The sequence below is a fragment of the Treponema sp. OMZ 305 genome (assembly GCF_024181325.1).
Taxonomy (GTDB): Bacteria; Spirochaetota; Spirochaetia; order Treponematales; family Treponemataceae; genus Treponema.
In genome coordinates this window covers 905,290-919,447 of record NZ_CP051300.1, presented here as the reverse complement: position 1 = coordinate 919,447, position 14,158 = coordinate 905,290, and the positions used below count along the sequence as shown (strand labels likewise).

The 14,158-nt window shown below is 43.6% G+C and carries 10 protein-coding genes; 3 read left to right on the top strand and 7 right to left on the bottom strand.

Translation table 11 applies throughout. The features are described 5' to 3' along the window. Nucleotides 1-280: 280 nt before the first annotated feature. The gene (locus tag ABK01_RS04085; RefSeq protein WP_230974591.1) at nt 281-1,180 is read right to left on the bottom strand and encodes a hypothetical protein; all 900 of its coding nucleotides are present in this window, start codon (nt 1,178-1,180) and stop codon (nt 281-283) included. Nucleotides 1,181-1,260: 80 nt separating this feature from the next. Continuing rightward, nucleotides 1,261-2,193, bottom strand: a complete 933-nt coding sequence (locus ABK01_RS04080; RefSeq protein WP_212566534.1) for a LysM peptidoglycan-binding domain-containing M23 family metallopeptidase — start codon at nt 2,191-2,193, stop codon at nt 1,261-1,263. Nucleotides 2,194-2,288: 95 nt separating this feature from the next. On the opposite strand from ABK01_RS04080, the gene ABK01_RS04075 reads away from it, so the two are divergent. Continuing rightward, nucleotides 2,289-2,534 carry a hypothetical protein gene (locus ABK01_RS04075; protein WP_253676330.1) on the top strand — a complete coding sequence of 82 codons (246 nt, stop codon included), beginning with the start codon at nt 2,289-2,291 and terminating at the stop codon, nt 2,532-2,534. Between the two features lie 171 nt (nt 2,535-2,705). Here ABK01_RS04075 and ABK01_RS04070 read toward each other — a convergent pair whose 3' ends face one another. Beyond that, a complete protein-coding gene (locus ABK01_RS04070; RefSeq protein WP_016523292.1) occupies nt 2,706-2,876 on the bottom strand; it encodes a DUF362 domain-containing protein in 171 nt (56 codons plus the stop codon). 198 nt (nt 2,877-3,074) lie between these two features. Here ABK01_RS04070 and ABK01_RS04065 point away from each other — a divergent pair, with 198 nt between their 5' ends. Continuing rightward, on the top strand, nt 3,075-3,329 hold the full coding sequence (locus ABK01_RS04065) for a type II toxin-antitoxin system TacA family antitoxin (RefSeq protein WP_212566176.1): 255 nt from the start codon (nt 3,075-3,077) through the stop codon (nt 3,327-3,329). Then, nucleotides 3,326-3,850, top strand: a complete 525-nt coding sequence (locus ABK01_RS04060; protein ID WP_253676329.1) for a GNAT family N-acetyltransferase — start codon at nt 3,326-3,328, stop codon at nt 3,848-3,850. The genes ABK01_RS04065 and ABK01_RS04060 overlap by 4 nt, the downstream gene beginning before the upstream one ends. Before the next feature lie 113 nt (nt 3,851-3,963). Here ABK01_RS04060 and mutS read toward each other — a convergent pair whose 3' ends face one another. From mutS to ABK01_RS04040, 4 genes are all read right to left on the bottom strand, one after another. Further along, entirely contained in the window at nt 3,964-6,606 is a 2,643-nt protein-coding gene (gene mutS, locus ABK01_RS04055) for a DNA mismatch repair protein MutS (protein ID WP_253676328.1), read from the bottom strand. 1 nt (nt 6,607) lies between these two features. Continuing rightward, nucleotides 6,608-7,126, bottom strand: coding sequence for an OmpH/Skp family outer membrane protein (locus ABK01_RS04050; protein ID WP_253676327.1), 519 nt, complete (start codon nt 7,124-7,126; stop codon nt 6,608-6,610). A 13-nt stretch (nt 7,127-7,139) separates the two neighbouring features. Then, the gene (gene bamA / locus ABK01_RS04045; protein ID WP_253676326.1) at nt 7,140-9,581 is read right to left on the bottom strand and encodes an outer membrane protein assembly factor BamA; all 2,442 of its coding nucleotides are present in this window, start codon (nt 9,579-9,581) and stop codon (nt 7,140-7,142) included. A 190-nt stretch (nt 9,582-9,771) separates the two neighbouring features. Beyond that, the gene (locus ABK01_RS04040) at nt 9,772-14,094 is read right to left on the bottom strand and encodes a translocation/assembly module TamB domain-containing protein (protein WP_230974590.1); all 4,323 of its coding nucleotides are present in this window, start codon (nt 14,092-14,094) and stop codon (nt 9,772-9,774) included. Between the last annotated feature and the right edge of the window lie 64 nt (nt 14,095-14,158).

The window sequence follows — 14,158 nt, the reverse complement described above, 5'->3', positions numbered from 1 at the left end:
CGCTGTTGACCAGTGTACGTCCGTGTACACTGGCCAACGACAAGTTTTTCTGACAAAAAACTTGCTACTGTTCGGAACCACCGCCGTCCGTGGCGGTAAAAAATGGCGGGTTTAACTCTTCGCACGAATAAATCTGCGGTAAGTTTTGTTACACAAAAAAAAGCCGGTTAAAGAACCGGCCCGCCGTCTGGCTATCGGTCGATTAATGGGTGGGAGGGGAACTAACCGACCGATACTCTATATATCGGCTTTGATGTGCTAAACCTTAATGCATTTTATTTTAATCTGCAATTTCCTGCAAGAGAACATCCATCGTCATTGTCATTTCGTAGGTCTTTCCTTCCTCAACGGTAATTTGACGGGTTAGTTCATACGTTCCCATCTTAAAGACTATGGTATGCCCCCCCACTGCAACCGGCAGCGGTTCCTTTGAAAGCGTTATCTCTTGATTATCAAGGAATACTGCCACATTTTCCGGCGCTTGTATGTGCAGTAACGGCGTAATAGATTTCAACTGAACTTCCAGCTGCGTAATTTTACCTCGCTCGATAATACAAGAGCGCATTTCGGTTCGGTATGCATCTGAACTGATACTTATCGAATATGTCCCCGGCAATAACAGCTGCAAATCTTCGAACTGCGTAAGATATTCATTATTCAGCTGCACAGTAACAGGTTTCTGTTCCTTTTCGGGGAATTGAAGCTTCAACTGTAAGCCGCCCTCAGCAATCAGCAAGGGACGAATAATAACCGTAAAAGAGGCTCGTTCAAAATCGTCAGGCAAGCCTTTCATAACCGGATTCAGCCGCAGCATAACAGGACTTACAGCGACCCTACTGCTATACGGTAAAAGTTCACTATTTTTTATGTGCTTAAAAGTATAGTCTTTCTTTACCGGAATCCTCAGAATATGCGAAAACCTATTCGGCAGCAGCGCCGTACTGATTTTTTTTGCAGAATAGTCGATATATCTCTTTGAAGGTTCAGGTTTAATATCGGTATACACCGTATAAGCGATGGAATTGGGATAATTCATACTTATCTTATCCTGCTTTATTTCAAGTTCTATCCCTTCCAAAAACAAAAAATCGCTTTTAACCGCAAATGAAACCGCATCATTATAACCGATGGTGAGCGACACGGGTGCAAACGCCTCCCTGTCAAAGATATATGAATGCATATTACCGACCCTAAAACTGTCAGGGTAAAAAAAAGAAATGGAAAAAAAGAAAAAATATGATGTTATACACAAGAGCTGTTTCATGACTTTGCTTTCTTTGTATCAATGAAAAGGGACGGATTTTTTGCTTTTCCTTGCTCGCGTACCTCAAAGTGTAAATGCGGTCCCGTGGAAAGTCCTGTAGAACCGACATACCCTATTACTATACCTGATTTTACCTTTTCATACAAGCGGGCTTGAACCTTGCTTAAATGACCGTACAAACTTTCCCTGCCGTCATCATGGCGTATCAGGATATAATTGCCGTAGATATTACTGTATGCAACTTCAATAACCGTACCTGCGGCACAGGCATAGACAGGGCTTCCGGTTGGGGCGGCAAGATCAATGCCTGCATGATAGGTTGATTTTCCGGTAAACGGGCTTTTCCGCATCCCGAAGTCAGAAGTAACAACTGCATTCTGCAACGGAAACCGATAGAACGGAACAAAAAAGAAGCTGCGCACGGTGCTGTCAAGCATTGCATTCGGAAAGCATTCCACCCGTATTTTTTTTCCGGGGTTTGCAGCAGAAGGAAGCGTAATTGAAAAGGATTCGGTTTTAAGCTTTTTACTCAGCGCTTCGGTCAATTTTTCGATATCCGAAACCGCTTTTTCGGGGAGATAGAGCGCCGGTAAAGTCGGTAGCAAGAGCATTTTACCTGAAATATTGGTTTTAACGGATTCGATACCGTTTAAAGTGATCAGCGCATCATACGGGATACTGCATCGGGCAGCAATTCGGATAATGGTATCTTCTTTTTGTGCTTTATAGCGATAAAATTGCAGGGGCAGTTCACGAGCGGTTTTTCCCGCTGCAAGCGCTTTCCGTGCATAGAGGACATCATCGCTATATTGCTGAAAAATATGATTTTGAGGAGACAGCTCCGGTATAAGCGGCAGTTCCGCGGACTCGGCTGCCGCAATAATATGGACAACCAGAAGAAGTGCGCAGCAGAGCGGAAATTTTTTCATCACAGAGAACGCTATATCCGGTCTTCCGAAAACCCAAAGGCTACGAAACCATATAATATGAGCGAGAGAATAAGCACGGATAAAGCCAAGATACGATGATAAGCAAAAATAAATATAAAGAAGAGGAGCAATCCTCCAAAGAGAATGAGCTTTTTTATGAGCGAATGCAGAAACCTTCGCGGATGAGCCTTATAGCTTTTTATACTGCGCTTAACAATGAAAAACAGCAGGAGCGCCACAAAAAGCAGGAGACTGATAGCGGTATAAGCCTGTGTGTACCGAGTTGCCAACAGCCAGAGCGGATAGACAATACAAAAACTGAAAAGAAGGCACACTCCTAAAAGCAAAACAAATGTACACGCCTTTAAAAATAGAAACTTATAACCGGCAGCCAGTTTGTGAAAATACTCTTTCACGCTTAAAACCTTTTAATAAAATAATAGCGGCAGTCTGTGCATACCGAACCGTCTTGCATTTACCGGTTCCAGAACTGCCGCCAAGAAACCTAAACGTTATTCTTCGGAAATTGCTTCCGTAGGACAAACGCCGGCACATGCACCGCAGCTGATGCAAGCATCAGCATCGATAACCCGTACTCCATTCGCTTCACTGATAGCGCCGACGGGGCATTCGCCCTCGCATGCACCGCAATTAACGCAAGCATCGGAGATCTTATAAGCCATAATCATACTCCTTGATATGTGTGATGCCCCTATCATAATCAGAACGACCGAAAAATGCAAGGCTCCGCATTGCATCTCATTGTAATCTTCCTTAAAATGCAATTACTTGATACCATATATAACATCCTTTAAAAATTATATATCTTGTGTGTACAAATTACACATATTATGATATATTGTACTATGGAGATAGTAAAAATGGCAGTCGCACTAAAAAATGTAAGAATTGACTTGAGAGCCAACACTCAGCAAAAATCCACACTTGAGAGAGCTGCTGAACTTAAACATCTTTCACTCTCTTCATATATTCTTTCAACCTCATTAAAACAAGCACAAATAGATTTAACAGAAAATGATACTCTTGTACTTTCTAATCGTGATAGAGATTTAATAATGATGGCTTTAGATAAACCGCCGGAACCCAATGATGCTTTGAAAAGATTATTTCAATGATGAGTGACCATAAGTTAGTTTCAATAAAAGAAATACAACAAAAATCGCTCCTTAAAAAATTTGATTGCGGTATTGAGAAATTAAATGAATTTTTATCACGATATGCAATAAAGAATGATGAGTTGGGTATAGGGAAAACTTTTGTTGCTTTGAATAACAATAACCGGATTTCAGGCTATTTTACATTAGCGACAGCTCAAGTTGCTTATCAAGAAATTCCGGATAGATATAGAGATAAATTGCCGAAATATCCGATTCCTGCACTAAGAATTGCGAGGCTCGCTGTTAATAAAGAAATACAAGGGAACGGAATAGGAAAATGGCTTCTTTCACAAATTTTTATAAAGGCTATTCAAGTAGCAGATATAACAGGTCTTTATTTGATAATAGTAGATGCAAAAGAAACTTCAAAAAACTTTTATGAACATTACGGTTTTCAAAAATTCATAGATGAGGATTTATCTTATTTTATGCTCGTTGATACAATAAGAAAAGCAACCCAAAAAACTGAGTTTTTTTAAAGGTTCCCTCAAAACAATCACAAACTTTATAGACTCGTATGTTCCTTCCTTAAAATGCAACAGTTTCCAAAGTTTCAACTTTCGATTGACTTTTTATGGGAGAATACCCTGTTTTAATTACCGGCGAAGAGTGTTTTTTTCCAGCGGGTGATCATCTGCAGGGCTTGGAGCGGAGTGGTTTCGTCGGCGTTTGTAGAAAGGATCTCGTTTATCACCATTTCTTCATCGCTAAAGAGACTATTTTCCGGAGAGGCTTTTTTCTTTGCCGGCACGGTAAAGTCCGTAGGTATGGTAGTACCGGGAACCTGTGCGTTCAGCAGTTCCGTCGCCCGCTGTATAACCGTTTCCGGCAACCCTGCAAGTTCCGCGACGTGCACCCCGTATGAATGGGCTGCAATACCTTCGATAACCTTCTTTAAGAATACAATTTTTCCTTCGGTTTCCAATACATCCAAACAAAGTTTTTGCAGCCGCGGATGGACGAGTTGAGCTAACTCGTGGTAATGGGTTGCAAAGAGGGTTTTTGCACCAATCGTATGCAAAAGGTATTCGCTCACCGCCCGCGCAATTGAAAATCCGTCCCCCGTCGAAGTCCCTCTGCCGATTTCATCCATAATAACGAGGCTGTTAACCGAGGCGTTACGCAAGATATATGCAGTCTCGGTCATTTCGACGAGGAAGGTAGACTCCCCGCGGGCGAGATTATCGCTTGCACCAACCCGACAAAAAATACAATCGACAGGGGTAAGCAGCGCTTTTTCCGCCGGCACAAAAGAACCGACCTGTGCAAGCAGCGTAATAAGTGCAGTCTGCCGCAAGAAAGTGCTTTTCCCTGCCATATTAGGGCCGGTAATGAGCGCAAACGAGGGTATATCCGAAGCGGCGGAAGAAGAAAGCCGTATGCTGTTGGGCACGAATTCGCCTGTCGGCAGATGATTTTCTACAACGGGGTGCCGACCTTCACGGATATCTAACAGGCCGTCGGCGGAAAACTCAGGCTTTACCCATGCATGAAGGGCTGCCGTATATGCAAAGGATTGTAGCACATCCAATTCTGCGATTTCTTTTGCAAGGAGGTGCAGTAGTTCAATCCGATTGTATACTTCCGTATGCACTGCAAGGAACAGCTCTTTTTCACACGCAATAATGTTTTCACCTACATCGTTCAGCTTTGTTTCAAGTTTGCTTAAAGCCTCCGTCGTAAAACGGTCGGCGGTTGTCAGCGAGCGGCGTCTAATAAAATGCTGAGGAATCTCCGCCGTTTTAAGACTGCCGTGGGTTACTTCAAGAAAGTAGCCGCTTAACCGGTTGTACTTGATTTTTAAGTTTTTAATCCCCGATTTTTCCCGCTCATTTTCCAAATAGCTTTCTAAAAGTTTATTGGCGTTATCCCGCGTATTGCGCAGTTCATCCAGTTTTTTTGACCAGCCCTGCTTAATTAAGCCGCCTTCGGTAAGGACAATCGGGCAATCTTCGGCGATGCTGTTGTCCAAAAGCGTATAGAGCCGTTCCATATCATCGCTCAGCTTTTGCGGCAGCTGTAAAAAAAAGAGGCCGTTACTTCTACTGAGCTGTGCAAGCTCGATACAGGCATTAAGGCTCTGCTTAATTCCTAACAGATCCTTTCCGTGCGCCCGCTGCATGGCAACCCTACCGGTAAGTCGGTGGATATCAAGCACTGCAGCAAGTGTGTTCCGCACGGCAGCGAGCGCTTTTTCATTATGGAAAAGCAGCGCCGTTTTATCAAGCCGCGCGTTTATTTCCTCAGCGGTTCGCAGCGGATGATAGAGCCAGTGCCGCAAAAGGCGCGTTCCCATCGCCGTCTTTGTATAATTGACGGTTTCAAACAGGGTAAAAGAATCCGTATTGTCATGCAGGTTTTGGAGCAGTTCAAGGTTTTTACGTGTCGCATCATCCATCATCACAAAATCGGAATCGCGGTATACCTTTATGCCTGTAATATGGGGCAAAGCCGCTCCTGTCGTTTGATCCAAATATTGAAGCAGCAGCCCTGCCGGTGGCAATTCGGGTGAAGATGCCGTTAAAGAAAACGATTTAAGTGTTTCGGTACCGAAGCACGCACACAGCCTCTTTTCTGCGGACGCAGCGGAAAAATGCCAATCGGGATAGAGGTTTTGTAGCATCTGCGGATATTCTCCGCACAAGGTTTTTAAGGCCGGCACCGAATTGGCAAGCGATATTTGAATAAGGATTTCCCGCGGCTGTATACGACCGAGTTCTTTTTTAAATTGCTCTGCAAAATCGGAACGCGGAAAAGACGTAGCAAAAAATTCTCCGGTGCTAACGTCAAGGTACGCAAAACCGATAAACACATCCGTAATAGTGCCGCGGGTAATTTCTTTCGGTGTGCAGTACACAGCAGCAAGGTAATTGTTTTGTCCTTGCTCAAGGAAATCTTCCCCTGTAGCGGTGCCGGGAGTAATTACTTCTACAATTTTCCGCTCGGTCAGTTCGCCCGGAACAACATCCGAAACCTGCTCGCAAATCGCAATTTTTTTTCCGGCACGCAACAGACGCGCAATATAAATACGCGAAGCATGATAAGGAATGCCGCACATCGGACTTCCCGTCCGCTGAGTCAGCGTTAAATTCAGCAGTTTACTCACCTCGATTGCATCGTCGTTGAACATCTCATAAAAATCGCCTAAGCGGAAAAAGAGCACAGCATCCCTATACTGCGCCTTTATTGAGAGATACTGCTGCATCATCGGGGTGAGCGACGCCGGTTTTGTCATATTAGTTTGAGCTGAGCTCTCGGATAACGGTTTCCGTAATATCGACAGTCGGGCTGTACCAGATAATTGCTTCGCCTTGTTGTAAGTTCAGTACCATCGTATAGCCTTGACTTTCCGCAATCTTTTTAATTGCGGCATAAAGACGGGAATAAAAGACATCATCGCTTACCAAACTCTTCCGCAGCACTGCCAACTCGTCGTTACACGCCTTGGAATATTCAAGCAAAAAACTTGTCTTTGCGTCGATTTCGGCCTGATATTTTTGGACGGCATCGGTTTTTCCGATAGCTTCCGCATCCACCTTCTTTTGGCGAAGCGCGATAATTTCATCGGACATCCGCTGTATTTCTGCTTGATACTTTACCTGTTTTGCCTGATAATCGCGGACGGAACGGGAATCCCGCAAAAAAGTAGCGTAAATACGGGAAGTATCGACAACCGCAAACCGCGTTATCTGCTGCGCGGATAGCGCAACCGCACCCGCCAAAAGACAAAATAATATAAAAGTATATTTTTTCATCGATTCTCTCCTCTTATAAGTTGGGCACATTAAACGATAATACAAACCGCCAGTCGGCGCCTTTACCGTTTCCCCAAACCAGCTTTCCGTTCTGAGCTTTAAAGGTATTTGCAAACATCAGCCGTAGCGGGAATTGCGGAATAACAAAGCGCAATCCCGGTCCAAAGCTGAAATAGTAATCATCGATTTTAAAGGTCTTTAAATCAGTTAAATCTTTTTTGACGGCTGCCGCATCCGCAAAAAAGTCAAAGGACAGAATACCGTGCGCTAACGGCCATCTAAACTCTATCCAATGGTTGAGCAGCACATTGCCTTTGCCACTCGAGCCAAGCGTCATCCAGCCCCGGCCGGTAAACATACCGTCAATAGCGAGTTTACTGCTATCCCCGATAAGGCTATTCGGCATCGGTATCTGGAACGAGAAACCGGTATAAAAGGCCAGTACAAACTTGAGGTTCCAAATTTCAGAAACAGGATAATCGACGAGGGTAATATACGCCTCCGCTTTTGTTTCGGAACGGAAGAAATATTCATCTTCAACTTTTGGTATAAGACCAAAGAAAGATATCTGTTCACTCAAGAACCAGCCCTTGCTTGGGTCATACGTAATATCGCGTCCGTCAAACGAGAGACGTGTCCAAAATGAGTTGCTGAGCCGCCATTTAGCCTCCTGTTGCCGTATCGTCGGATCAGCTGCACGATATAACTTAGTATCGTAGAAGTTCTTGACCAATGAAAAGTTCACACCACCGCGCAGTGTAATCGTCGCATATCGGGGGTACCATCGGTAACCGGTATGAACGCCGAATGTTGTTTCAAGTCGGTCATAACGCATTCGGTAGGCATTAGCCAAGTCTTTATTTTTTTCGAATTCTTCTTTATTTTTGAACGGCCCATAGGGGAATACCATATCCTGATAGTCGAACAGTGATTTATGTGTAAACGATAGGTCAAAGCCGAGTGTCAGCGGATAGCCGAGAAACCAGTTTTCAGCATAGCCAAGTTGGAGCGTTTGATTATCCGTTGCCGCAGTTGCATTAACCGATAGTTCGTTTCCACGTCCTGCAAGGTTCCGTTCCTGCCACTGCACGAATAATGAGAGAGGGAAACTGTCGGCATCGGAAACGCCCGAGAACGTAATACCGAATTGGATACTTGCCGTCGACTGCTCTTCAACATTGAGAATGACATCGATTAGATCCTGCTCGGAACCGGGCTGTACATCCGGCACAACCGTAGAAAAATAACGCAGGTTAAATAAATTGCGCAAACTGTTGGTAAATTTTGATTTTGAAAAAACATCTCCCGGCTCAAACAAAAGCTCACGGCGTATAACGTAATCCTTTGTCCGTGCATTACCGCGGATAATAATATTTTCGATATGGCTTCTGCTTCGTTCTACAATGGTAATTACAAACGATACTTTCTTAGTTGTCGAATCGCGCTGCATTGCTTTTGCAATATAATTTGAAGTATACCCGTTTTCAAAATACATATCGGCAATGGCTTGAAAGCCTTGCTCAAATCTGGTCATATTCAAAATGCTGCCCGGTGTCAGTCTTATTTTTGCGCTCAAATCTTCGGTAGAAAAAATCTTATTTCCTTCAAAAGAGGTTCCATTGTAAGTATACTGCTCTCCTTCCATAATGATATATGTCAGCTTTACCATGTTTTTTTGCGGATCGGATTCGGAATCTATGTCCTTAACGATGTTTTCAACATGAGCATCGATATAACCGCGTTCACCGTAGAATTGCTGTATCGCCGTCTTATCTTCTGCGAGTAGACTCTCTTGAAAAATCCCCTTCACAAGGAATTTTGCCGGTTTGGTAAGGAGAACTCCTTTGAGCGCCTTTTCTCCGACAGCGGTGTTACCTTGGAATGCAACTTCGGAAACAATTGTTTGCTTTCCTTCCGTAATGGTAAATTCAAGGATAACGCCGCCTTGTGGACTCTCTGAAACGCTCGAGCTTACGGCAGCCGATGCATAACCTTTTTCTATATAATAATTTTTGATGGTTTGCTCGTCGGCATTCTTTTTTATCTCATTGTAGATATCGCCTTTTTTTAATACTATCTTCGATAAAATATCGCCGCGTGAAATGCGGTTATTTCCGGTTATTTTTATCAACGTAACGACAGGTTTTTCCGTGACTTCAAATTCAAGCCGAACATACTGATAATCGATGTCGGCAGGAACAGCCTTGGGTACAATATCGGAAAAATAATCAAGCGCATATAATTTTTGCAGAATTTCCGAATACGTTGCATCGGAAAAAGGTTTTCCGTTAAACGAATCAAAAATACCGTCCATTTCGGTTTTTGATACGCTATTTAACCCCTGAAAAACAATTGCTGTTATCGGTTTATTTTCATACCAATTATCGGGAGCTTGAGCCCATAAAAAGCAGAAGGATAACATGAGCGCCGTTACGGCTACCACTTTCTTTAACATTAAAGACTCCTCTATCTCATTTACATTATCTTATCAACGATAGCATTATCGCACGGCAACCTTTTTGCGCTGCACGGAGGGGATGTCTCAAAAGTTGGTTACTTTTTCGCTATCCCCGCGAGTTTAAAATTAAATCTTTATACAATACAGAAAAAGCCGATAGGCTTTCAGTTTTTGACAGCCCCGAGTTTTAATATGAATATTTCCATGAAAAAGTCAATGCAGTATCTCCTACAAATAAGGTATCCGGTTTTGTAGGGGCGACTGACCAACGCAGCAAAAAGAAGGGAGTTGCCATTTCCAAACCGATTTCCGGCTGAAATAAAATATCCTTATAAACAGGACGCTTTGAGCCGCCGTTCTTAAGCGATTTTGAATCATAGTGGCTTAAGTGCAGCAGCGCATCCGCATAGATAGCCGAACCGAAATATTTCCCTATATAAACACTCGTATTATCAAGATAGTTACTCATTGTTAAAGTAGTATTCTGATTTGCAGTGAACAGGTTACCAAAAATGGCATTTTGCAGCAACAATGTACGGAAGGAAAAAGCATCCAACCCTATAAAATCCCTGACTTTGCTTTCCACTTTTTTAAGAAAGCCTACTTGTGCAAGGATATCGGAACTGGAAACCAGCAGATTTTGCCATAGATTATCTTTGCCCGTATCGCCGATAGCCACTTGTCCCAATAGCTGCATAATTTCATTCGTAGAACGGGGCGGATCCGAACTAATTTCAGGATTAAAACTGAATAATGACTGATCTTTTGTCGTCAAGACAAGCCGCAACGGTTCACCGCTACTGTCACGATCGCGGATTTCCGCCCTTAAAGTTACCAACGGTTCAATTTCGTTAGCCACATCTGCAAAAGTAATAGCCCCTTCACGGATATAGAAACTACGCTTAATATAAAACACTTCCCCTCCCCGCATCTTTACATCACCTTTCATTGTAAAGTTACCGGTTCCGGCATCGGAAATCAACGAAAGCGGAGAATCCGTAGGCACAAGTGTTCTTAAAATTGGAAAATCTGCTGTCGGCCAACGGAATTCAGCTTTGTGGCCAAACTGTAAATCCAGCTTCATATCAAAAGCGGTATCCCCCTCCCCTCCGTATTCGGCATTGAACTTATCAAAATCGTTAAATTTAACCACAAAGTAGCCTGAATCAAATGTTGCGGAGCCGTATACGCCGACAAGTGTAGGGGTTACCTTTATTTCAACAGTACAACCGGCAAGACCGTCCGCTTGGAACAGGATATTGTCGGTCTTAAATACTCCCATCTTGGTTCCGAGCGTCCCGCATTGGACTGAAATATTGTCAGGGATCCAACCTGAAAACTCCGCAGTGCACCGCGCCCAAATATCCGTCGACGGACCTTTCAATACGGTATACGGTACCTCAAGCCCCGTACCGTCCGCAATAATGTCGAGTAAAACAGGCCCATATATCTCCGGTGCATAATTGGGAGAATTGACGGTTATATTCTGTCCGACTAATTTTCCGTTAAACTCAGGTTCCATCGGTTTTCCCCCGATAGTCAAATCTCCGGTAAGCGTCCCGCCGTGAAAAAGCACATAGTCAAGGCCGGTTATGTCCCATATTCGTTTAACATCTGCTCGGATATCGGTTACTTGCAGATTTAACGCCTCTTTTTTTACGGTACCGTCCAAATTGAGTTTAAGCGGCAGTGTTTCCGCTAATTTGAGCGACACTACACCGTCATCTAAGATAAAGCCGGTTATCTCATCATTTTTTCCGGCATAAAACGCAGTAACGCCCGGATCACGGATCATTGAAAGCGGAACAGTGTTCTTCCCGGTAAAATCACCGAACTGCCAATCGCTCAAGTAAGTGTTAATCGTAAAGCGCGCTCCTACGTTTTTGAGCAGGGAAAAGAATGCAGCTTTTGTTTTTTCATCAGGTTGTACACCGGTATACATAGTACCGATATGCGCTTTTAGCTGTTTATCGGCAACCGTACCGGTATAATCGGCATCAAGCCTTCCGGTCATCTCTGCTAACGAGAAATTGCCCGTTATATTGGAAGCTTCATGCATCCCCCATCCAAGCTGCGTAATATTCAGTTCCGCTTTTTCATCTTCCACCACAAGGGAACCGACTATATTCAGATCTTCGCCCTGTACAAACATTGAAAGTTGAGACAAATCCAATCGAGCTAAAAAGGAATCCGGATCGATTGAAAAAGCGGCATCAGCCGACACAGTATGCTTTTTCCCTTGGCTATATAAAAACCGATCCACCGAGATATTATCAAGTTTAAGCGAGCCGGCGGCACGGATATCTCCGCTTGAAAAATCAAACGTTGCGGCACACTCAACCTTTTCGGCGGCATCGGGAGAAACGAGATTCATTGCAGCAGTATAGTTTTTTCCGCCCTCATTATCAGGTATGGAAACTGCCGTTATAGCCAACGTACCAGTCAGCGCTTCGTCATCACCAAGTTTGACTTCAGACAAAAGCAGTCCCGAAGGATCTGCTTTTCCCATAAAATGCAAGCCAATCTTTGCCGGAGTTAACGAAGCAGGAGTTCCATAACTGACATATCCGTTGTCAATAGTATAAAACCAATCCGTGCGGTTATGATATTGAAACTCCGAATCCAAAGTTAAAAAGATGGGCAGAAAAGGCAGCGGTATTTCATTAGTTTTAACGCTTCCTTTGAAGCCGGTACCTTTTTCATAAAGGGCGCTAATTGCGAGACCATAGTCGCCGTAAATATTGAGAACATTCTGAGAAAAGAAGCCCTGTAGCTGATAACCGATCGAGTTAATAGCTAAAGAACCGGTAAAAATGATGTCGTTTAAACGATCAAAATCGGCATTGATATTCCCGCGGACGGACATATTTTTGTAAGATAGTTCGATATCGGTTAGCGCAAAAGAAGATTGATTCCCTTTTACCGATAACAGCGCATAAAAGTCATCAAGTGTATTTGAAACTAAAACGAACCTGATGCAGTTATATGAGAAACTGCGTAAATCACTCGAAATATAAAACTCGGTTGTACATTGGAGCGATTCAACCGCTGCCTGCGGTATATCCGCTTCAGGAACCGCTGCCTGAATAAAGTTGCAGATTGTACCGATACCGACGGCATCGAATGCCCCATGCAACTCTGCAAAATGAGGAGAAGCGGAAGCGCTACCTTCGTTATAGATATAAGATCCGTCAAAACGATACTTTCCATATCCGTCTTCGGCAGATAAGGTATAATCAGCTTTCCGTGCCGAAGGGTTAACAGCTAAAATGATGTTATGAAGTGCCCCTTTGCCGGCGGTAAGCGATGGTATTTTGCAGAAGAACGACTTTCCTTGCTTAAAAAACTGAAAATCCGCAGCCACTGAAGCGCCGGACGGAAGCTTAAACCGTTTTACAACAGCCTTCCCTGTAGGGATCTTAGTGTTGAGGTCAAAACTAAATTGAGAAAACACATCCGCATCTTTTCCCAATAGCGAAAGCTGTGAAATGTTGATTCTCTTATCATCTCCCTCCGCTTCAAGATTCAGTTGGGAAGCCGCGAAGCGGTATGAAGGGAACACTAGCGACGGTAACGCAAAACTTAAATCGCTATTCCATTGGATATGCCGCCCCGAAAGAGCAAATTGAAAGCTGCCGGACATTGTCATGGAAGCAAATTGGGTGAGGCTTTTGGGGGCATTATAGACCCTAACGGACTGCAAGGGGGCAAAATCTTTGCAGCTGAACCTTCCGTTTATATCGTTTGTTGCAATATTCCAGCTTGCGGTAAAGTCAATCGGCTGAAAATCCTGCATGGTATTAAAGGTAAAAACCTTATCCCGGTAATCCGCAAACAGTTTGAGCCGGTATATACCGAACCGATCGGTAGAAATATGAGAAAAATCGGCAACTACCGAACCGGCAGTCAAATCTTTGTTGAATTTTCCTTCGATAGTAAAGTCCGTTTCAGCTTGACCGATGGCCGTATAATCGCTATTCCGATAAGAGGCAGCGCTGCTAAGACTGACCGTTACAGCATCCGCATCGATAGCGACATATCCATCCGTTATCTTTGCGTTGATATCATGTACGGTATTTCTAAATCTTAAACGAACATTTTTAATGTGGATGTTCAGCAGCTGCGAGGAGAAAAAAGAAAGAATCTGTTCGGCATTTACAGAAGATTGGGTGGAACTTGGAGATTTCCGCACTGTGTTGAGCTTTTCGGCAAGCGATTTATTCTCTATCAAGTCTGCATCAATAAAGCCGTTGGCAATATTCACGGAATCTAATATCTCGGCAGTATTTCCGAAGATGAGCGCCCAAAAACGGTACTGAACGGAAAAATCTTCAAAAGAAGCAATTTCTCCATTATGTTCCGCATCAAAGATTTTTACATTCCGTAATGAAACCGAGCGCAATATTGAAGGAGAAAGCGATTCGTAAGATAAGCGTACATTATACGTTTCCTCCAGCTCCGTCAAAACCAGCGAACGCACGGCTGCCAATTTTTTTTCCAGCGTTTGCATCAGAGGGCGGAGCGCCGCAAAAGAGAGAATAAGTATACATAAAAATAGTAAAAATTCTATTTTA